The organism is Streptomyces sp. NBC_01268 (assembly GCF_036240795.1).
Taxonomy (GTDB): domain Bacteria; phylum Actinomycetota; class Actinomycetes; order Streptomycetales; family Streptomycetaceae; genus Streptomyces.
In genome coordinates this window covers 3259170-3277852 of the sequence record NZ_CP108454.1, presented here as the reverse complement: position 1 = coordinate 3277852, position 18683 = coordinate 3259170, and the positions used below count along the sequence as shown (strand labels likewise).

Below are 18683 nucleotides of genomic sequence, written 5' to 3'. Positions count from 1 at the left end.
GTGCGCGACCACGCGGTCGTGAGCACCGGATCGCGTCACACTATCCGCCCAGTTCAGCGTGGGGCGACGTCCGTGACAAATTCCACGCCCCTTACAACCGGGCAATTTGCTCAAACCCCATGGTGTGTGGCCCTCCCCTTTGTCCCTGCTTTGCCATTCATGTCACTCCGCCCCCTTCGCGCTCACCCCGGGCAGCCCCCGTCCGCCGCGTTCCGCCCGGAGAAGGACGGGGTGTCCGACGGGCTCGGGGCGCCGCCGTCCGGGTCGGACTTCTCGTTGCCCCCCGGCCGTACGGTCACGGGCTTGTCGGCGCGCAGCGCGGCGAACAGCCGGTCGGCGTCCGGCTGCACCAGTTCGTCACGGTTCGCGTTGTACGTGTAGGGGCGCCGGGGCACCGTCAGGAACTGCACCTTCTCCGTGGGGATCGCCCGCATCGACCGCGCCAGGTCGTAGAGGTCCCGCAGCGAGTCGAGGCCCGGGTCGGTCGTGATCGACTTGGTGGCCGCGTCGAGGACGGGGTAGAGCCGGGTCGGGTTGAGCAGCACGCCGTCGCTCTGGACCTTGTTGACCAGGGCGCCGAGGAACTGCTGCTGGCGGTCCATCCGGTCGGTGTCGCTGCCGTTGCCGATCGACTTGCGGGCCCGTACGAAGCCGAGCGCCTGCTCGCCGTGGAGCGTCTGGCGCCCGGCGGGCAGCTTCAGGTGGGCGTCGGCGTCGTCGATCGGCTCCTTGAGGCAGATCTCGACCCCGTCCACGGCGTCGACCATCTTCTTGAAGCCCCGGAAGTCGATCACCATGTGGTGGTCGATCCGGATGCCGGTCATCTTCTCCAGGGTGCGGATCGTGCACGCGGTGCCGCCGAACTCGAAGGCCCAGTTGAACTGGGCAAACTGCTCCTTGGTCCGGGTCCCGTCGGGCTTGGCGCAGCTGGGGATCGTCGTCATCAGGTCGCGCGGGACGGACACGGCGGTTGCCGAGGACCCGCCGCCGGACAGGTGCAGCAGGATCGTGGTGTCCGAGCGCTGGCTGCCCCCGTCCTGCCCGTACTTCCCGTTCCCGGCGCCGGCCCGGGTGTCGGAGCCGATGAGCAGGATGTTCCGCGCCGCGTTGACGGCGGGGGAGGGGCGCTCCTTCTCGTACTTGAGGAGCTCGGCGGCGGCCGTCGTGTCCGTGGTGATGTTGGAGTCCAGCTTGCGGTAGAACCACCACCCGACCCCGGCCGCGGCCAGCACCACGAGCGCCACGGCCAGAGCGGTCCAGCGCAGCCAGTGCCTCTTGCGTCGCGGCGGCGAGTCTGCGCTGTCCGTGCTGTCCGTCACGTCTGCGTCCGTCCTTGATGGCGTCTTCGGCGCACCGGAGGGCGTCGTCTCGCTGAAGTAGACGGTCGCTTCCGGCGCTTGGTTGTGCGGAAGGCATCGGTACCCCCCGCCGATCATGTACCGGAGACGCCGCCGGGACGCGGGGACTCGGCGCGTCGGTAGGCCGGACGGGTGGGACGGGGAGCGGGGGCGGGCCAGGGAGCAGGGGCGGCGGAGGCGGCGGGAGAGGGGGCCGGGAACGGGAGAGCGGGCCGGGAAGGGGACGGGGCCGGGAAGGGGACGGGGCCGGGTAGGGGACGGGGCCGGGTAGGGAACGGGGCCGGGTAGGGAACGGGGCCGGGTAGGGGACGGGGGCCGGGGCGGGGCTCCCCGCCCCGGCCCTCCGCTCAGTCGGTGAGCGTGACGGTCACCCGCTCGCTCTCCACCCGCTTGGCGAGCCCCTCGGCCCCCAGCCGGTCCAGGTTGCGGCACAGGACCACCGAGCCGCCGGTGGCCAGCGGGGCGTAGAGCCCGGCGGCGAGCCCGGACCAGTCGGCGTACGGACGCCCGGAGAGCAGCCGTCCGCCCGGCGCGAGCCCCAGCCCGGCGGCTTCCGCGCGGGCACGCTCGACGAGCTGGGTGCCCGTCAGTTCCGTACCGTCGACGACGAGCGCGGGCGCGTCGGGATCGACCGGGACGAACGGGGCGAACCGGTCACCCTGTCCGGGCACCTCCACCGCGTAGTCCGCGTATCCGGCGGGCGGCGCGGGGAAGCGGCGGCCGAGCGGGGCGAGGGAGAGCGCGATCCGGTCTCCCGGGCAGGCCAGGCCCGCCTCCAGGCCCTCCGGCCCCGCGACGACGTAGTCGGCGTCGGCCGGGTCGCCGCCCACCTCGGCGGTCACGCCGACGGACGAGCAGGCGAGCAGCCACACCGCGGTCTGCCAGTGCGCGGGCAGCAGCAGCGCGAGCCGGTCACCCGGGGCGGCGGACAGCTCGCCCTGGAGCAGGTTGGCGGTCTTGGCCACCCAATTGGCGAAGGTGGCCACCGACAATTCCACGCGTTCACCGGTGGCGTCGTCGTAGAAAGTGACCAAGGGGCGGGCCGGGTCCGCGGCGAGCGCGGATCGCAGCAGGTCGGCGGGGGTACGGTCGCTGGCGTTCACGCGGGCAAGCGTACGCGCGGGCCCCCGCGGGGTCCTCCGTACCGGTGACCCGGTCCACCGGTCGGCCCGACGGGGCGTCAGTTTCCGTGAGGATTCCCGGCGCGCGGAACGTCCGCCCGGTGCGGACGATCGGCCCATGCGTGCCAACCTCGCCTCCTCGATCGCCGTCAGCTGCGCGGCGGTGCTCGCGCTGCCGCTCACCGCCGCGACCCCGGCCGGCGCCACGGGCGCCTTCCCGACCGTGCCCGGAGCCGCGAGCGCGGCCCGTGCCGTGCCGCCCGCCGCCGAGCCCGCGGGCTCGACGCAGTCGCTCCCGCTCGAACCCCTGGCCCCGGCCGCGGACGCCCCGCGCGACCGGGTGCTGGGCTCCGCCGCCGCGGCCGGGCAGGGCCTCGCCCGACGGGACGTCAGACCCTTCTCCCTCGTCGGCGTGGTGTGGGACGACGTCCACGCCTCGCTGCGCGGCTCGGTCCAGGTCCGCACCCGCTCCACCGGCGCCGGCATCTGGTCCGACTGGCAGTCGGTGGAGACCCACAACGACGAACACGGCGCCGATCCCGGCACCGACGAAGGCCACTCCCGCGCGCTGCGCGGCTCGACGGCCCCGCTGTGGGTCGGCGACTCGGACGGCGTCGAGATCCGCGTACGCCCGGACGCGGGCGCGCCGGGGGAGCACGCGGGGGAAGGGGCGGAACCGGGCGGCTACGCGCCGGACGGGTACGCCTCGCCTGACGGGGACGTGCCGGACCGGCCGGACCGGTACGTACCGCGGGAGGCGGCACCGGAGGACGCCGCACGGGACGGCCGCGCACCGGAGGACGCCGGACCCCGGCGGACCCGGCCGGTGCCCGCCCCGCTCCCCGCCGGCCTGCGCCTGGAGCTGGTCGACCCCGGCCCGGAGCCGCCCGCCACCGAGACCCGGGACCGCTCCGTCCCGGGCTCCCCGGCGGCCCGGGCAGTCCAGCCCGCCCGAGGAGCCCACGCGGCCCCGGCCGCGCCGGCCGCCCCGGCCGAGCTCCCCGCCCTCACCCGCGCCCAGACCCTGGCGACCCTTCCGGAGGCGGCCGCCGCGGCGAAGCCGTACATCGGGCCCCGGCCCCGGATCGTCACCCGCAAGGGCTGGGGCGCCGACGAGCGGCTGCGCGAGAAGGGCTTCGTCTACACGAAGACGATCAAGGCGGTCTTCGTGCACCACAGCGCCACCGGCAACCGCTACACCTGCCGCCAGGCCCCGTCCGTGCTGCGCAGCATCTACCGCTACCACGTGAAGAGCAGCGGCTGGCGGGACTTCGGCTACAACTTCGCCGTCGACAAGTGCGGAAACATCTACGAGGGCCGCGCCGGCGGCGTGACGAAGCCGGTCATGGGCGCCCACACCCTCGGGTTCAACACCAACAGCATGGGCATCGCCGTGCTCGGCACCTACGGCGGGACCACCCCGCCGGCCGCGGCGGTGACCGCCGTCGCACGGCTGACCGCGTGGAAGCTGGGGCTGTACGGGGTGAATCCCCAGGGCAAGACGTATCTCACATCGGGCGGCGGAAACCTCTACAAGAAGGGCAGAAAGGTCAGGTTCAACGCCATCTCCGGGCACCGCGACGGCTTCGCGACCGAATGCCCGGGCGCACGCCTCTACGGAAAGCTCGGCACCGCCCGGACGGCGTCGGCCACGTACCAGGGGAGGCGCTGATGGGATCGGGGACTCAACCATCTGCATAAACTGACCGGTCATATCGTACGGACGGGCGAACGGACCCTCTCCCGGCGATGAGACCGGAACCGAACAGGAAGCAGAGACGACAGGTGACAGAAGCGATCCTCCTGGTCGGCGGCAAAGGCACTCGACTCCGTCCCCTGACGGTCAACACGCCCAAGCCCATGGTCCCGGCGGCCGGCGTCCCCTTCCTGACCCACCAGCTCGCCCGCGCCCGCGCGGCGGGCGTGGAGCACATCGTCCTGGCCACCTCGTACCTGGCCGAGGTCTTCGAGCCGTACTTCGGGGACGGCTCGGAGCTCGGCCTGAGCATCGAGTACGTGACCGAGACCGACCCGCTCGGCACCGGCGGCGCGATCCGCAACGCGGCCTCGCACCTGCGCTCGGGCCCGGACGCCCCCGTCCTGGTCTTCAACGGCGACATCCTCACCGGCCTGGACATCCGCGCGCTGCTCGGCACGCACGAGTCCTCCGGGGCGGACGTCTCCCTGCACCTGACGCGGGTCGAGGACCCGCGGGCGTTCGGCCTCGTGCCGACGGACGCCACCGGCCGCGTCACGGCGTTCCTGGAGAAGCCGCAGACGCCCGAGGAGATCGTGACGGACCAGATCAACGCGGGGGCGTACGTCTTCCGCCGGTCGGTCATCGACACCATCCCGACCGGCCGCCCGGTCTCCGTGGAGCGCGAGACCTTCCCCGAGCTCCTCGCCTCCGGCGCCCACCTCCAGGGCATGGTCGACTGCACCTACTGGCTCGACCTCGGCACCCCGCAGGCCTTCGTCCGCGGCTCCGCCGACCTGGTCCTGGGCCGCGCCCCGTCCCCGGCGGTCCCCGGCCGCTGCGGCGACCGGCTGGTCCTGGACACGGCCGTGGTCGCGGCCGACGCCAAGCTCACCGGCGGTACGGTCATCGGCCCCGGCGCGGTCGTCGGCGCGGGTGCCCGGATCTCCGGCTCGACGGTCCTGGCGGACGCGGTCATCGCCCCGGGCGCCGTCATCACCGACTCCCTCATCGGCGCGGGTGCCAGGATCGGCGCCCGCACGGTCCTGACCGGCGCCGTCATCGGCGACGGCGCGGACGTGGGCCCGGACAACGAACTCCGTGACGGCGTCCGCGTCTGGTGCGAGGCCACCCTTCCCGCGGGCGCGGTCCGCTTCTCCTCGGACCAGTAGCGGCGCCGTCGCCGGGGGCGCCCCGATACGCTCGTACCCATGGCAGGCCGCTTCCCACCCGAATCCACCCGCATCACCGTGCGCGGCGGCCACGTCCCCGTCCCCGGCTCCGAGGACGCCCCCCTGGACCTGGGCCTCACCCTCGGCCCGCTCCGCCGCGGCCCCGCCGACCCCACCTTCCGGGTCACCCCGGACGGCTCCGTCTGGCGGGTCAGCCGCACCCCCGACGGGGCCGGCACCCTGCGCGTACGGCTCGACGGGGGCGCGGCGAGCGCGGAGGCGTGGGGGCCCGGCGGTCCCTGGCTGCTCGACCGGCTGCCGGGACTCCTCGGCGCCGAGGACGACCCGGCCGCCTTCGTCCCCCGCCACCGGCTCCTCGCCGCGACCCACCGCGCCCGCCGCGGCCTGCGGCTGACCCGCACCGGACTGGTGCTGGAGTCGCTGATCCCGTCGGTCCTGGAGCAGAAGGTGACGACGGACGAGGCCTACCGGTCCTGGCGCGTGCTCGTACGGAAGTACGGCGAGCCCGCCCCCGGCCCGGCCCCGGACGGCATGTACGCGATGCCCGACGCCCGCACCTGGGCGACGATCCCGTCCTGGGAGTGGCACCGCGCGAACGTCGACGGCAAGCGCTCCGCGACGATCGTGCGCGCGGCGCGCGTGGCGCACCGCATGGAGGAGGCCGCCGCCATGGCCCCGCCGGCGGCCCGCGCCCGCCTCGAACTGATCCCCGGCATCGGCCCGTGGACCTCCGCGGAGACGATCCAGCGCAGCAACGGCGCCCCCGACGAGGTCACCACCGGCGACCTCCACCTGCCCGGCATCGTCGGCTGGGCGCTCGCGGGCGACCGCACCGCCGACGACGCGGCCATGCTGGAGCTGCTGGCCCCCTACGAGGGCCAGCGCCACCGCGCCGCCCGGCTGGTCCTGCTCAGTGGCAGGGTCCCGCCCCGCCGGGCGCCACGGATGACGCCCGGCAACATCGCGCACCTGTGAGCGAGGCGCTCAGCGCACCTCGATGAACGCCCCGGCCTGCCGCGCCGGCCGCTCCTTCGGCGGCGCCGCCGGGCGCCCGACGGCGACCGCGCCCATCGGGTCCCAGCCCTCGGGCAGCGCGAGGGCCTCCCGGACGACGTCCCGGCAGAACATCGTCGAGGACACCCAGGCCGAGCCGAGCCGCTCCCCGGCCAGCGCGACCAGCAGGTTCTGCACGCCCGCGCCCGCCGCGACCACGAACATCTCGCGCTCGGCGGCGTCCCGGCGCGGGTCCCCGTAGTGGTGGGCGCCGTCCATGACGAGGCAGGGCACGATCAGGTACGGGGCGTTCCGCAGCACGTCGCCGCGGCGGACGCGCTGGGCGACGGACTCTTCCGAACGGCCGTCGGCGCGCAGGTCCGCGATCCAGGCGTCCCGCATCGCGTCGAGCAGCCGCAGCCGCGCGGCGGCCGATTCGAGCAGGACGAAGCGCCACGGGGTGGTGTGGTGCGGGGCGGGCGCCGTGACGGCCGCGGCGACGGCCCGCCGTACCGCGCCCGGGTCGACCGGGTCGTCGGTGAACTCCCGTACGGTGCGCCGCAGCGTCACCGCCTCCCGGACGGCCTCCGAGGTGCCGAGCCGGAACATGTCGTCCGCGGCGTTCCGCACCAGCGCCCGGGCGCCCGGCTCCTCGTCACCGGCGACGAGGTGGGGCAGCCCGCGGACGACGGCGACGGGCCGGCCGGTGGCCTTGCCCTTCACCAGGTCGCCCGCGGCGGCGAGTTCGTCGCCGGTGGCCACCACGGTCACGTTCAGCTCGTTGCCGTGGGAGTCGGTCACGCCCCGCAGGTCGTCCAGGACCCGCACCCCGGCGGCGCCGATGGCGACGTCGGTGAGTCCGCCGCGCCAGGGGCGCCCGAAGGTGTCGGTGACGACGACGCCCACGTCGACGCCCAGCGCCTCGCGCAGCCCGGCGCGGATCCGGCGGGCCGAGGCGTCCGGGTCCTCGGGCAGCAACAGCACCGTCCCGGCCGGAGTGTTGGAGGCGTCGACCCCGGCGGCGGCCATGACGAGCCCCTGCCGGTTCTCCACGATCCGCAGCGCCCCGCGCCGGGCGACGACCCGCACGGTCTCGGCGTCGATCGCCTCCTCGCGGTCGTCGGCGGCGATCACCCGCCCCTCGGCCTTGCTCACGATCTTCGAGGTGACGAGGAGGACGTCCCCGTCGAGCAGCCCCGGCGAGACGGAGGCGATCAGCTTGGCGACGTCGTCGCCGGCCGCCACCTCGGGCAGCCCGTCGAGCGCCCACACCTCGAACCGGGGCGAGCCGGCCCCGGTCTCGCCGTCCCCCGCACCGGCGTGGAGCCCGGTGCCCTCGGCGGTCGCGGCGGGCTCGGCCCGCCCGGCCCCCGCGGGCGTACCGTCCGCCCCGCCCGTCACGCCCCGGCCCCGTCGCCGCCCCGGACCTCCGCGGCGAGCGCCAGCGCCTCGCGGGCCATCGCGGCCGTCGTGTCCAGGTCGGTCATCATCAGCGGCACCGCGCGGCAGCGGATGCCCGCCGCCTCGACGTCGGCGACCGTGTCCGCGTCGACCGTGTCGACGAGCCAGCCGTCGACCAGTCCGGAGCCGTAGTGCCGTGCGACGGCCGCGGCCGTGGAGTCCACGCCGACCGCCGCGAGCACCTTGTCGGCCATGCCGCGCACGGGCGCGTCGCCGACGATGGGGGAGAGGCCGACCACCGGCGCGGGCGCGGCGGCGACGGCCTCGCGGATGCCGGGGACGGCGAGGATCGTGCCCACGGACACGACCGGGTTGGACGGCGGGAAGAGGATGACGTCGGCCTCGGCGATGGCCTCCAGGACACCGGGCGCGGGCTTCGCCTGCTCGGCGCCGACCGGGACGACGGCGTGCGCCTCCACGGAGGCGCGCAGCTTCACCCAGTACTCCTGGAAGTGCACGGCCCGCCGCTCGCCGTCCACGTCGATCGCCACGTGCGTCTCGACCCGGTCGTCGGACATCGGCAGCAGACGGACGCCGGGCTTCCAGCGGGCGCACAGCGCCTCGGTGACGGCGCTCAGCGCGTAGCCGGCGCCCAGCATCTGGGTGCGGACGATGTGGGTGGCGAAGTCCCGGTCGCCGAGGCCGAACCACTCCGGCCCGACGCCGTACGCCGCCAGCTCCTCCTTCACGGCGAAGGACTCGTCCTCACGGCCCCAGCCCTGTTCCTCGTTGATGCCACCGCCGAGGGTGTACATCACGGTGTCGAGGTCGGGGCAGACCTTGAGTCCGAAGAGATGGATGTCGTCACCGGTGTTGCCGACGACCGTGATCTCCGCGTCGGGCGCGGCCTGCTTGAGGCCGCGAAGGAAGCGGGCACCACCGATGCCACCGGCCAGAACCACAATGCGCATGCAGAGCAGTCTGTCAGGCGGTGACGACCCCCGTGGCCGCCGGGGCGGCGGGGAGGGACGGGCCGGCCGGGGCGCACTGGGCGCGCAGCGACTCGTGCATCGGCATGTCGGTGAGGCCCGGGTAGTAGACGTGCAGGCTGACGGCCGGTTCGAGGGAGTCGTTGACGACCTCGTGGACGTATCCGGGCGCGAAGACCCGCTGCGCGCCGGCGCCGAGACTCCGTCCGCCTCGTTCCGTACGCTCCGTCAGGTCGCCCTCCAGGACGGTCAGCACGCCGGAGGACGCGCCGTGGTCGTGCAGGCCGCTGCCCTGCCCGGGCAGCCAGGAGAGCAGCCAGATCTCGTAGCCGGGGCCGGTGCGGAGCCGGTGGTACCAGCGGGTGGTGGCGTCGTACTCGACGTACGGGGCCCACTTGGCGCGGTCGGCGGCGATCTCACGGGCGAGACCGGCGAACTCGGCCACGGTGGCGGGGTGCTCGCGGGCGGGCTGCAGGAGGTGCGGGACCTCAAGGATGTCGCCGGCGATCTGAAGGTCGCTGTCCATGTTCATGGGTGCGGTGGTTCCTCGGCAGAAGTGCTGGGGTGTCGCGATGCGGGGGTCACGGGGAGGTGACGGGGGCCGCGGCGGGAGGCCGCGCCGAAGGGTGCCGGAGCGCTGCGGGGGACGCGCGCGTCAACAGCTGGGACAGCAACAGCAACAGCGCGCCTGGACAGCGCGGCGGAACCCACGGGCGTGGGTCGCGGAAGGCGCTGCGGTCGCTGGCATGCCACCAAAGTGGCGGGAGGGACACCCGACTGTCAACTCAATGCCCGATTTAGGGCTAATGTTTCACCTCATCCGGTTGCTGTGCCCGGAGAAAGGTTTGTGCAGCGCGTGACCAGGAGACATGGCGCAGCAACCGCGCCCGTAAACGCGGTGGGGGTCCCGTGATCAGACTGTGATCCGGATCGCTTCCGTGGCTGGATCGCAACAAGATCCACGTCTCGGACGTCCTTCTCTGTGCGGGCACGGCGATGGGCCAGGCCGGTGGCATGTGTCTCGTTTTTTGGTGATTTGAACACTTTCCGCATACGCTTGGTTCCGCAGAGTGAATACGGGGCCCAATAGCAGATCTCGGCTTGACTCGCACAGAGCACGAACTTGTAATTTCACTCGTGTCGTTCGGCCGAAATCGGTAGCGGCCGCATCACGGGGACGCAGAGACAGACGAGGGGCGCACATGACCGAGACGTTCCAGGAACTGCTGGTCGAGGACGCGGAAGAGGAACTCGGCTGGCAGGAGCGCGCGCTGTGCGCCCAGACCGACCCCGAGTCCTTCTTTCCCGAGAAGGGCGGCTCGACGCGCGAGGCCAAGAAGGTCTGCCTCGCCTGCGAGGTCCGCTCCGAGTGCCTCGAATACGCGCTGCAGAACGACGAACGCTTCGGCATCTGGGGCGGCCTGTCCGAGCGCGAGCGCCGCCGCCTCAAGAAGGCCGCCGTCTGAAACCGGCCGGCACGGACCGCCACCGCGGCCGCCCCCGCGCAAGCCCGCGGGCCCACAGACAAAGACGCACACAACGAACGGTCCGCATCCTGTGCTCTGTCCACAGGCGGCGGACCGTTGTCGTGCCAGCCGTTAGTGTGGGCCTCCGTCCGAGACGCACCGCACCCACGCCCCTCGCGGGCGACCCCCGGCCGGAGGGCCCGTAGTTCGATGTCCTCAACTCCTGAGTTTCCGCGACACGTCGTCACCGCCGTGCTCGTCGCCCACGACGGCGCCCGCTGGCTGCCGGACGCCCTCGCCGGGCTGCTCGCCCAGGAACGCCCCGTACAGAACGTGGTCGCCGCCGACACCGGCAGCGCCGACGACTCCGCGCAGCTCCTCGCCGACGCGATCGGCGCCGACCGCGTCCTCCACCTCGCCCGCCGCACCGGATTCGGCGCCGCCGTCGAGGAGGCCACGCGCACCGCACCCGCCCTCGGCCCCGAGGAACTCCCGTACCTCAAGCGCCCCAGCGGCTGGGACCCGGTCACCAGGACCTGGCAGGACGAGGCCTACGAGCTGCCCGAACTCCCGCACGGCGAGCCCGTCCAGTGGCTCTGGCTGCTCCACGACGACTGCGCGCCCGAACCCGGCGCCCTCGCCGAACTCCTGCGCGTCGCCGACTCGGACGCGTACGCCGCCGTCATCGGCCCCAAGCTGCGCGGCTGGTACGACCGCAAGCAGCTCCTCGAAGTCGGCGTCTCCATCGCCCGCAGCGGGCGCCGCTGGACCGGCCTCGACCGCCGCGAGCAGGACCAGGGCCAGCACGACCAGGTCCGCTCCGTCCTCTCCGTCTCCAGCGCCGGCATGCTCATCCGCCGCGACGTCTTCGAGGAGCTCGGCGGCTTCGACCGGCGCCTGCCCCTCATGCGCGACGACGTCGACCTGTGCTGGCGCGCCCACGCCGCCGGCCACCGCGTGCTCGTCGCCCCCGACGCCGTCCTGCGGCACGCCGAGGCCTCCGCCCGCGAACGCCGCACCGTCGACTGCGCCGGCCGCACCGCCGCCGACCCGCACCGCGTCGACAAGGCCGGCGCCGTCTACACCCTGCTGGCCAACACCCGCGGCGCCGCCCTGCCGTACGTCCTCGTACGCCTCCTCGTCGGCACCGTGCTGCGCACCCTCGGCTACCTCGTCGGCAAGGCGCCCGGCCAGGCCGTCGACGAGATCATGGGCCTGCTCGCCACCCTGCTGCGCCCCGAGAAGATCCTCGCCGCCCGCAGCAGGCGCAAGAACCCCGCCGTACCCCCGGGCGAACTGCGCCCGCTGTTCCCGCCGCCCGGCGCCACCGTCCGCGCCGCCGCCGAACAGCTCACCTCCCACTTCGGAGGCGACGACGCCGACGCCGGCTCGCGCCACGGCGCCGTCGAGTCCGGCCCCGGCGGGGACGACGCCGACTTCATGGAGGTCGAGCAGTTCGCCCGGCTGAAGAAGGTCGCCGGCAAGCCCGGCCCGGTCCTCTTCGCCGTCCTGCTCCTCGTCTCCCTCGTCGCCTGCCGCGGCCTCTTCGGCGGCGGCTCCCTCGCCGGCGGCGCCCTGCTGCCCGCCCCCGACACCGTCTCCGGACTCTGGTCCCGCTACGCCGACGGCTGGCACGCCTTCGGCAGCGGCGGCACCCAGAGCGCCCCGCCCTACCTCGCCGTCCTGGCCGCGCTCTCCACGCTCTTCCTCGGCTCGACCTCCTTCGCGCTGACCCTGCTGCTCGTCTGCTCGGTCCCGCTGGCCGGCTTCACCGCGTACTTCGCCTCCCGCGGCATCGTCGAGTCCCGGCTGCTCCGCGCCTGGGGCGCCGTCGCCTACGCCTTCCTGCCCGCCGCCACCGGCGCCCTCGCCGGCGGCCGGCTCGGCACCGCCGTCCTCGCGATCCTGCTCCCGCTCATGGCCCGCGCCGCCGTCGCCGCCCACGGCCTCGGCCGCGCCGAGCGCGGCAGCTGGCGCGCCACCTGGGCGTACACCTTCCTGCTCACCTTCGCCATGGCGTTCACGCCGGTCGTGTGGCCGCTCGCCGTCCTCCTCGGCATCGGCGTGCTCGTGCTGCGCCGCGACGACATCACCGCGTACGCCCTGCGCTTCCTCGCCGCCGTCGGCACCCCGCTGCTCGTCCTGGCCCCCTGGTCGCTCTCCCTGCTGACCAACCCCTCCGCGCTGCTCCGCGAGGCCGGCCTCGCCGTCCCCACCAGCGCGGCCTCCGCCCTCGACCTGCTCGGCACCAGCCCCGGCGGCCCCGGCACCACCGGCGGTCTCGTCCTCATCGGCCTCGTGCTCGCCGCCCTCGGCGCCCTCCTCCGCGAGGAGCGCACCTTCGCCGTGCGCGCCGCCTGGGCCGCCGCCCTCGCCGGACTCCTCTTCGCCGTCCTCACCAACGGCACCGACGGCACCGGCTGGGCCGGACCCGCCACCCTCGTCTACGGCGCGGCCCTGCTCGCCGCCGGCATGATCGGCGCCGAGGGCGGCCGCAGCCGCGTCGCCGCCCACGGCTTCGGCTGGCGCCAGCCGGTCGCCGCGCTCGTCGCGCTCGCCTGCGCCCTCGGTCCGGTCGTCGCCGCGGCCGGCTGGATGATCGGCGGCGCCGACGGCCCGCTCACCCGCCGCGACCCGGTCCAGGTGCCGGCCTTCGTCGCCGAGGAGAGCGGCACCCGCGACCAGGCCCGCACCCTCGTCCTCGCCGGCGGCGGGCCCGGCCGGGTCGACTACACCCTGGTCCGTGGCTCCGGCGCCCGCCTCGGCGACGCCGAACTCGCCGCGTCCGCGGGCGGCGACCCCCGCCTCGACCAGGTCGTCGCCCACCTCGTCGCCGGCTCCGGCGCCGACCAGACCCAGGAGCTCAGCGGCTTCGCGATCCGCTACGTCCTCGTACGGGACGGGGCACCGCGCTCCATGAGCCGGGTCCTCGACGCCACCCCGGGCCTGTCCCGGCTCAGCCAGCTCGACGGCAGCGCCCTGTGGCGGGTCGACCGCGAGGTCGCCCGGATCACCGTCGTCCCCGGGACGAAGGGCGCCGCGCCCACCACCGGGACCCCGGAGACGGTCTCCGTCGCCGCCGGGCCCGTCGAGGCCCACACGGACCTCCCGGCCGGACCCGCCGGCCGCGTGCTGCGCGTCGCCGACCGCGCCGACGCGGGCTGGACCGCCACCCTCGACGGCAAGCCGCTCACCCCGACCACCGTCGACGGCTGGGCCCAGGGCTTCGAACTCCCCGCCGAGGCGGGCCGCCTGGACCTCACCTTCGAGGAGCCGCTCACCCACACCGTGTGGATCTGGACCCAGGTGGGCCTCGCCGTCGTCCTGCTCGTGCTGGCCCTGCCCGGCCGCCGCCGCGACATCGACGACGACCTGCCCGAGGAGGAGCTCGCCCTCCCCGCCCAGGCGGCCGAGGGCGACGGGCGCCGCGCCCGCCGCCTCCGCGCGGCTGCGGAGGCCGAGGCGGAAGCCGGCGCCGATGCCGGTGTCGGCACCGGCGCCGGGGACGCGGGCTTCGACGCCCCGCCGCACCCGGACCACGCGCCCGCCCCCGAGGCGGCCCCCGCCCAGGTGCCCGCGCAGCAGGCGTACGAGCAGCAGGCGTACGCCCAGCAGCCCGCGCAGGGCTACGAACAGCCCCAGGCCCCGTACGCCGACGACCAGGGCTACTACCCGGCACAGGACCAGCCGCAGGACCAGGGCCAGGAGCAGTACGCGTACCCGCAGCAGCAGTACGGCGAGCAGTACGGGGAGCAGGGCTACGACCCGTACGCCCAGCAGTACCCGCAGCAGTACGACCCCCAGCAGTACCCGCAGCAGTCCTACGGGGACCCGTACACGGACCAGTACGGGGAGCAGACGTACGACCCCTACGGCTACGGATACGACCAGAACCGGCAGGGCCAGGACCCCGAGCAGCAGCAGCGTCCCGACGGGAGCAGCAACCAGTGAAGCGCACCACCCTCTCCCTGATCGCGGTCGCCACCGCCCTCGCCGCCGTCACCGGCGTCGCCTCCCTGACCGCTCCCGACGGCACCGCGGCCCCGGCCGCCCAGGCGCCCGCCCGGCTGCCGGTGGAGCGCTCCAGCCTGCTCTGCCCGGCGCCCAGCCGGTCGGAGGTGGCCGAGACCACCTACACCTCGTACACCCCGTTCGGCACCGGCAAGGGCCGGACCAGCGAGACGGGCGGCACCAAGACGGTGCGGGCCGAGCTCAGGCCGGCCGCCGTCGCCGCCACCCCCGGAGACACCCCGGCCAAGAAGCCCAAGCCGGCCAAGGCCCCCGCCACCGTCACCAAGCCCGGCGCGCCCGTCACCGCAGAGGCCGACGGCGCCACCGCACCCGCCCTGACCGGCACCGCCAACGGCACCCTCGCCCCCGGTTGGACCGTCCAGCAGACCACGGTCAACCCGGCCGGCGGCGCCCGCGGCCTGCTCGGCACCGGCTGCACCGCCCCGGACACCGACTTCTGGTTCCCGGCCGCCTCCACCGCGAAGCAGCGCCAGGACTACGTGCACCTCACCAACCCGGACGACAGCACCGCCGTCGCCGACATCGAGCTGTACGGCCCGGAGGGCGCCCTCAAGTCCCAGATCACCGAGGGCATCCCCGTCCCGGCGCACTCCAGCGTCCCGGTGCTGCTCCCGACCCTCACCGGCGACCCGGCCCAGCAGGACGTCACCGTCCACGTGACCACCCGCAGCGGACGCGTCGGCGCCGTCATCGGCTCGGCCGACGACAAGCTGGGCAGCGACTGGCTGCCCGCCTCCGCCGACCCGTCCGGCACCGCCGTGCTGCCCGGCATCCCGGCCGACGCCACCTCCGTGCGGCTCGTGGCGTACGCACCGGGCGACGACGACGCCGACCTGAAGATCCAGCTCGTCACCCCGACCGGCGCCATCGTCCCGGCCAGCGCGTCGTCCCTGCACGTGAAGTCGGGCATGACCGCCGCCCTCGACATGAAGGACCTCATGCGCGGCGAGCCCGGCTCGCTGCTGCTCACCCCGGCCGACCCGAAGAAGGTCACCCCGATCGTGGCCGCGCTCCAGGTGGTCCGCGGCAAGGGCGAGCGCCAGGAGATCGCCTTCATCCCCGCGGCCGCCGCCGTCGAGGGCCGCGCGACCGTCGCCGACAACCGCGCCAAGGGCTCCACGCTCTCGCTGACCGCCCCCGCCGCCGGCGCCGAGGTCCGGATCATCGCCTCCGCGGGCTCGCAGGGCGGCACCGCGGTCACCAAGACGCTCACGCTCAAGGCCGGCACGACCACCACCCTGGCCCCGCCCGTCCCGGAGGGCCTCAAGGGCACCTACGCGCTCACCGTCGAGCACGTCTCGGGCGGCCCGGTGCACGCCTCGCGCATGCTGGAACTGCCGCGCGACGGCGTCCCGATGTTCACGATCCAGACCTTCAACGACGACCGCAGCAGCGTGGAGGTCCCGGCGGCCCGGCAGGACCTGTCGGTACTGGACGACTGATCCAGGGCCGCGGGCGCGCCCGGACTCCCCGTACGGGTGGTGAGGCACTCCCGTAAGGGTGGTCCCGGCGCTTCCGGCCGGTCGGGACGGACAGCCCCCGGGGGGCCGAGCGGGGCCCGAGCGGGGAGCGGGCGGGGCCGCGAAGGCCCCGCAGCCTCAGTCCTGCTCGTCCTGCCCGTACCGCGGGTCGACGGACTCGGGGGAGAGGCCGAGGAGGTCCGCCACCTGCTCCACGACCACCTCGTGGACGAGCAGGGCCCGCTCGTCGCGGCTCTTGGAGCGGATCTCGACCGGGCGGCGGTAGACCACGACCCGGGCGGGCTCGCTCTTCTCGGCGGGGGTCGAGCCGCCCAGCGGCACGATCGACTCGCCCGAGACCGGCGGCGGCACCTCCATGACCAGGAACTCCACGTCCGCCAGCTGCGGCCAGCGCCGCTCCAGACGCTCCACGGAGTCCAGCACCAGATCGCGGAAGGTGTCGGCCCGGCTCGCGGACAGCGGCACCTGGGGCGGGGCGACCGGCCCTCGCATGCCCCGGCCGTGCCGGTCACGGCGCCGCACGCGCGGCGCGGGACGGCTCGCGCCCTCGGTGTCGTCGGCGTCGGCGTCGGCAGCATGGTCGGCGGAGTGGGTCACTGACGCAGCGTAACTCTCTCCGGTGTTCCGGGACCTTTCCTTGGGCGTTCCGTGGCACCGTCCGGCCCGCCCCGGCTGTCGCCGGTTGAACGTTCCGGCCGCCCGAGAGCCCGTTTTCCGGTGCACCCGGGATCGGCCATCTGGCGGCGCCTGACCGAATCAGCACCCTCGAATGTCCGGATCGCGACCCGCCGCCGCCCCCGTACGGCGCCCCTCGCGCAGGTCGGAACGCCTGTCCGCACCGGTCGCGTGGCGGACGTCACACCGCGACACGGTGGAGTGACCTGGGGGAGAGTCGTCGCGGCCCGCTCAAGAGTGCGGTACCGTCCAACGTCGTGAGCCCTGTACGTCGCTGTTCGCGCACCGCGTGCGGCCGCCCTGCCGTCGCGACACTGACGTACGTCTATGCCGACTCGACTGCGGTCCTCGGCCCGCTCGCCACCTACGCCGAGCCCCACTGCTACGACCTGTGCGCCGAGCACAGCGAACGCCTCACCGCCCCGCGCGGCTGGGAGGTCGTGCGGCTCACCGACGGCTCCGCCCCCGCCCGGCCCAGCGGCGACGACCTCGAAGCGCTCGCCAACGCGGTGCGCGAGGCGGCCCGCCCCCAGGAACGCGCGGCCGAGGCCGGCGGCAAGGGCGGCGGACGCGGCGCCGACCCCATGGAGGTCGGCCGTAGGGGTCACCTCCGGGTGCTGCGCTCCCCCGAGAACTGATCAAGGCCCCTTCCCGGGTAGTTTGGGCGTTCCGTACGCGCGCCGCATTCCGCGCGTACGTGGTTGCCGAGACTCAGGAGGGTTGATCCGTGGCTGCTGACCTGTCGCAGATCGTGAAGGCGTACGACGTCCGCGGGGTAGTGCCGGATCAGTGGGACGAGGTGCTCGCCGAGCTCTTCGGAGCGGCCTTCGTCCGGGTGACGGACGCCGACGCGATCGTCATCGGCCACGACATGCGCCCCTCCTCGCCGGGCCTCTCCGCCGCGTTCGCGCGCGGCGCGGCCCGCCTGGGCGCGGACGTGACCCTGATCGGCCTCTGCTCCACGGACCAGCTGTACTACGCGTCCGGGGCGCTGAACCTGCCGGGCGCCATGTTCACCGCCTCGCACAACCCGGCCCAGTACAACGGCATCAAGATGTGCCGCGCGGGCGCCGCCCCGGTCGGCCAGGACACGGGCCTCGGCGAGATCCGGGAGCTGGTGGAGCGCTGGTCGCAGGAGGGCGCACCCGAGCCGGCGGCCACCGAGGGCACGGTGACGGAGCGCGAGACCCTCGAGGACTACGCGGCGCACCTCCTCTCCCTCGTCGACCTCACCGCCATCCGCCCCCTCAAGGTCGTGGTGGACGCGGGCAACGGCATGGGCGGCCACACCGTGCCCACCGTCTTCGACGGCCTGCCGCTGGACGTCGTCCCGATGTACTTCGAGCTCGACGGCACCTTCCCGAACCACGAGGCCAACCCGCTCGACCCGAAGAACATCGTCGACCTCCAGGCGCGCGTCCGCGCCGAGGGCGCCGACCTCGGCCTCGCCTTCGACGGTGACGCCGACCGCTGCTTCGTCGTCGACGAGAACGGCGACCCGGTCTCCCCGTCGGCGATCACCGCCCTCGTCGCCGCGCGCGAACTGGCGAAGAACCCCGGCGGCACGGTCATCCACAACCTGATCACCTCCTGGTCCGTCCCGGAGGTCGTCCGCGAGAACGGCGGCACGCCCGTCCGCACCCGCGTGGGCCACTCCTTCATCAAGGAGGAGATGGCGAGGACCGGCGCCGTCTTCGGCGGCGAGCACTCCGCGCACTACTACTTCAAGGACTTCTGGAACGCGGACACGGGCATGCTCGCCGCCCTCCACGTCCTCGCGGCCCTCGGCGGCCAGGACGGCCCGCTGTCCTCCCTGGTCGCCGCCTACGACCGCTACGCCGCCTCCGGCGAGATCAACTCCACCGTCGCCGACCAGGCGGACCGCCTGGCCGCGGTGAAGGCCGCGTACGAGGGCCAGGACGGCGTCACCCTCGACGAACTCGACGGACTGACCGTCACCGCCGCCGACTGGTGGTTCAACCTCCGCGCCTCCAACACCGAACCCCTCCTCCGCCTCAACATCGAGGCCCGCGACGAGCCCACGATGCAGAAGCTCCGCGACGAGGTCCTGTCGCTGGTACGGGCGTAACGTCCGGCCGGGTGGGGCGGACGCACCCTCCGCCCCACCCGCCCCGCGCGGGCTTCCGGCTCACCCGGGCCTCCGGCCCGCCTCCGCCCCACCCCGGGGCTCCGGACCCGCACCGGGCTTCGACCCGCCGGCCCGGGCTCGATCCCGCCGCCCGCTGTTCCCCGAACGGCTCCCGCGAGGCCAACTCCC

At 74.5% G+C, this 18683-nt stretch carries 14 protein-coding genes; 8 read left to right on the top strand and 6 right to left on the bottom strand.

All coding sequences use genetic code 11. From position 1 onward, the window contains the following. Positions 1-182 precede the first annotated feature (182 nt). Both OG309_RS14435 and OG309_RS14430 read right to left on the bottom strand, forming a co-directional pair. Entirely contained in the window at positions 183-1319 is a 1137-nt protein-coding gene (locus OG309_RS14435; RefSeq protein ID WP_329421073.1) for an LCP family protein, read from the bottom strand. A gap of 386 nt (positions 1320-1705) precedes the next feature. Further along, a complete protein-coding gene (locus OG309_RS14430; RefSeq protein WP_329421071.1) occupies positions 1706-2461 on the bottom strand; it encodes a TIGR03089 family protein in 756 nt (251 codons plus the stop codon). Between the two features lie 136 nt (positions 2462-2597). Between OG309_RS14430 and OG309_RS14425 the strand changes: the two genes are divergently transcribed. From OG309_RS14425 to OG309_RS14415, 3 genes are all read left to right on the top strand, one after another. After that, positions 2598-4151, top strand: coding sequence for an N-acetylmuramoyl-L-alanine amidase (locus OG309_RS14425; protein ID WP_329421070.1), 1554 nt, complete (start codon positions 2598-2600; stop codon positions 4149-4151). Between the two features lie 77 nt (positions 4152-4228). Next, positions 4229-5347: an NDP-sugar synthase gene (locus OG309_RS14420; RefSeq protein ID WP_366370105.1), complete on the top strand. Its 1119-nt coding sequence runs from the start codon at positions 4229-4231 to the stop codon at positions 5345-5347. 39 nt (positions 5348-5386) lie between these two features. Beyond that, positions 5387-6343 (top strand): DNA-3-methyladenine glycosylase family protein, encoded by a 957-nt coding sequence (locus tag OG309_RS14415; protein ID WP_329421068.1) that lies wholly within the window; start codon positions 5387-5389, stop codon positions 6341-6343. A 9-nt stretch (positions 6344-6352) separates the two neighbouring features. On the opposite strand, the gene OG309_RS14410 is transcribed toward OG309_RS14415, so the two are convergent. Genes OG309_RS14410 through OG309_RS14400 form a run of 3 tightly spaced genes read right to left on the bottom strand, consistent with a single transcriptional unit; the run spans position 6353 to position 9283 of the window. Beyond that, a complete protein-coding gene (locus OG309_RS14410) occupies positions 6353-7762 on the bottom strand; it encodes a coenzyme F420-0:L-glutamate ligase (protein WP_329421067.1) in 1410 nt (469 codons plus the stop codon). After that, entirely contained in the window at positions 7759-8733 is a 975-nt protein-coding gene (cofD, locus tag OG309_RS14405; RefSeq protein ID WP_329421065.1) for a 2-phospho-L-lactate transferase, read from the bottom strand. The genes OG309_RS14410 and cofD overlap by 4 nt, the downstream gene beginning before the upstream one ends. Positions 8734-8746: 13 nt before the next feature. Continuing rightward, on the bottom strand, positions 8747-9283 hold the full coding sequence (locus OG309_RS14400; protein ID WP_329421063.1) for a cysteine dioxygenase: 537 nt from the start codon (positions 9281-9283) through the stop codon (positions 8747-8749). Positions 9284-9953: 670 nt separating this feature from the next. On the opposite strand from OG309_RS14400, the gene OG309_RS14395 reads away from it, so the two are divergent. The 3 genes from OG309_RS14395 (at position 9954) to OG309_RS14385 (ending at position 15691) form a co-directional block, all read left to right on the top strand. After that, positions 9954-10217 carry a WhiB family transcriptional regulator gene (locus OG309_RS14395; RefSeq protein ID WP_046911872.1) on the top strand — a complete coding sequence of 88 codons (264 nt, stop codon included), beginning with the start codon at positions 9954-9956 and terminating at the stop codon, positions 10215-10217. A gap of 210 nt (positions 10218-10427) precedes the next feature. Then, a complete protein-coding gene (locus OG309_RS14390) occupies positions 10428-14168 on the top strand; it encodes a glycosyltransferase (RefSeq protein WP_329421062.1) in 3741 nt (1246 codons plus the stop codon). Next, positions 14165-15691 carry a DUF5719 family protein gene (locus OG309_RS14385; protein ID WP_329421061.1) on the top strand — a complete coding sequence of 509 codons (1527 nt, stop codon included), beginning with the start codon at positions 14165-14167 and terminating at the stop codon, positions 15689-15691. The genes OG309_RS14390 and OG309_RS14385 overlap by 4 nt, the downstream gene beginning before the upstream one ends. 156 nt (positions 15692-15847) lie before the next feature. Here the strand turns inward: OG309_RS14385 and OG309_RS14380 are convergent, their stop codons facing one another. Continuing rightward, positions 15848-16252, bottom strand: a complete 405-nt coding sequence (locus tag OG309_RS14380; RefSeq protein WP_329428319.1) for a metallopeptidase family protein — start codon at positions 16250-16252, stop codon at positions 15848-15850. Positions 16253-16662: 410 nt separating this feature from the next. Between OG309_RS14380 and OG309_RS14375 the strand changes: the two genes are divergently transcribed. After that, entirely contained in the window at positions 16663-17043 is a 381-nt protein-coding gene (locus OG309_RS14375) for a DUF3499 domain-containing protein (RefSeq protein ID WP_402547342.1), read from the top strand. 89 nt (positions 17044-17132) lie between these two features. Further along, a complete protein-coding gene (locus OG309_RS14370; protein WP_329421059.1) occupies positions 17133-18494 on the top strand; it encodes a phosphomannomutase/phosphoglucomutase in 1362 nt (453 codons plus the stop codon). Positions 18495-18683 lie beyond the last annotated feature (189 nt).

Excerpts from the sequence above, each read along its gene's own strand:
- OG309_RS14425 (WP_329421070.1), top strand. The coding sequence starts at position 2,598 with ATGCGTGCCAACCTCGCCTCCTCGATCGCCGTCAGCTGCGCGGCGGTG.
- OG309_RS14420 (WP_366370105.1), top strand. The coding sequence starts at position 4,229 with ATGAGACCGGAACCGAACAGGAAGCAGAGACGACAGGTGACAGAAGCG.
- OG309_RS14415 (WP_329421068.1), top strand. The coding sequence starts at position 5,387 with ATGGCAGGCCGCTTCCCACCCGAATCCACCCGCATCACCGTGCGCGGC.
- cofD (WP_329421065.1), bottom strand. The coding sequence starts at position 8,733 with ATGCGCATTGTGGTTCTGGCCGGTGGCATCGGTGGTGCCCGCTTCCTT.
- OG309_RS14400 (WP_329421063.1), bottom strand. The coding sequence starts at position 9,283 with ATGAACATGGACAGCGACCTTCAGATCGCCGGCGACATCCTTGAGGTC.
- OG309_RS14395 (WP_046911872.1), top strand. The coding sequence starts at position 9,954 with ATGACCGAGACGTTCCAGGAACTGCTGGTCGAGGACGCGGAAGAGGAA.
- OG309_RS14390 (WP_329421062.1), top strand. The coding sequence starts at position 10,428 with ATGTCCTCAACTCCTGAGTTTCCGCGACACGTCGTCACCGCCGTGCTC.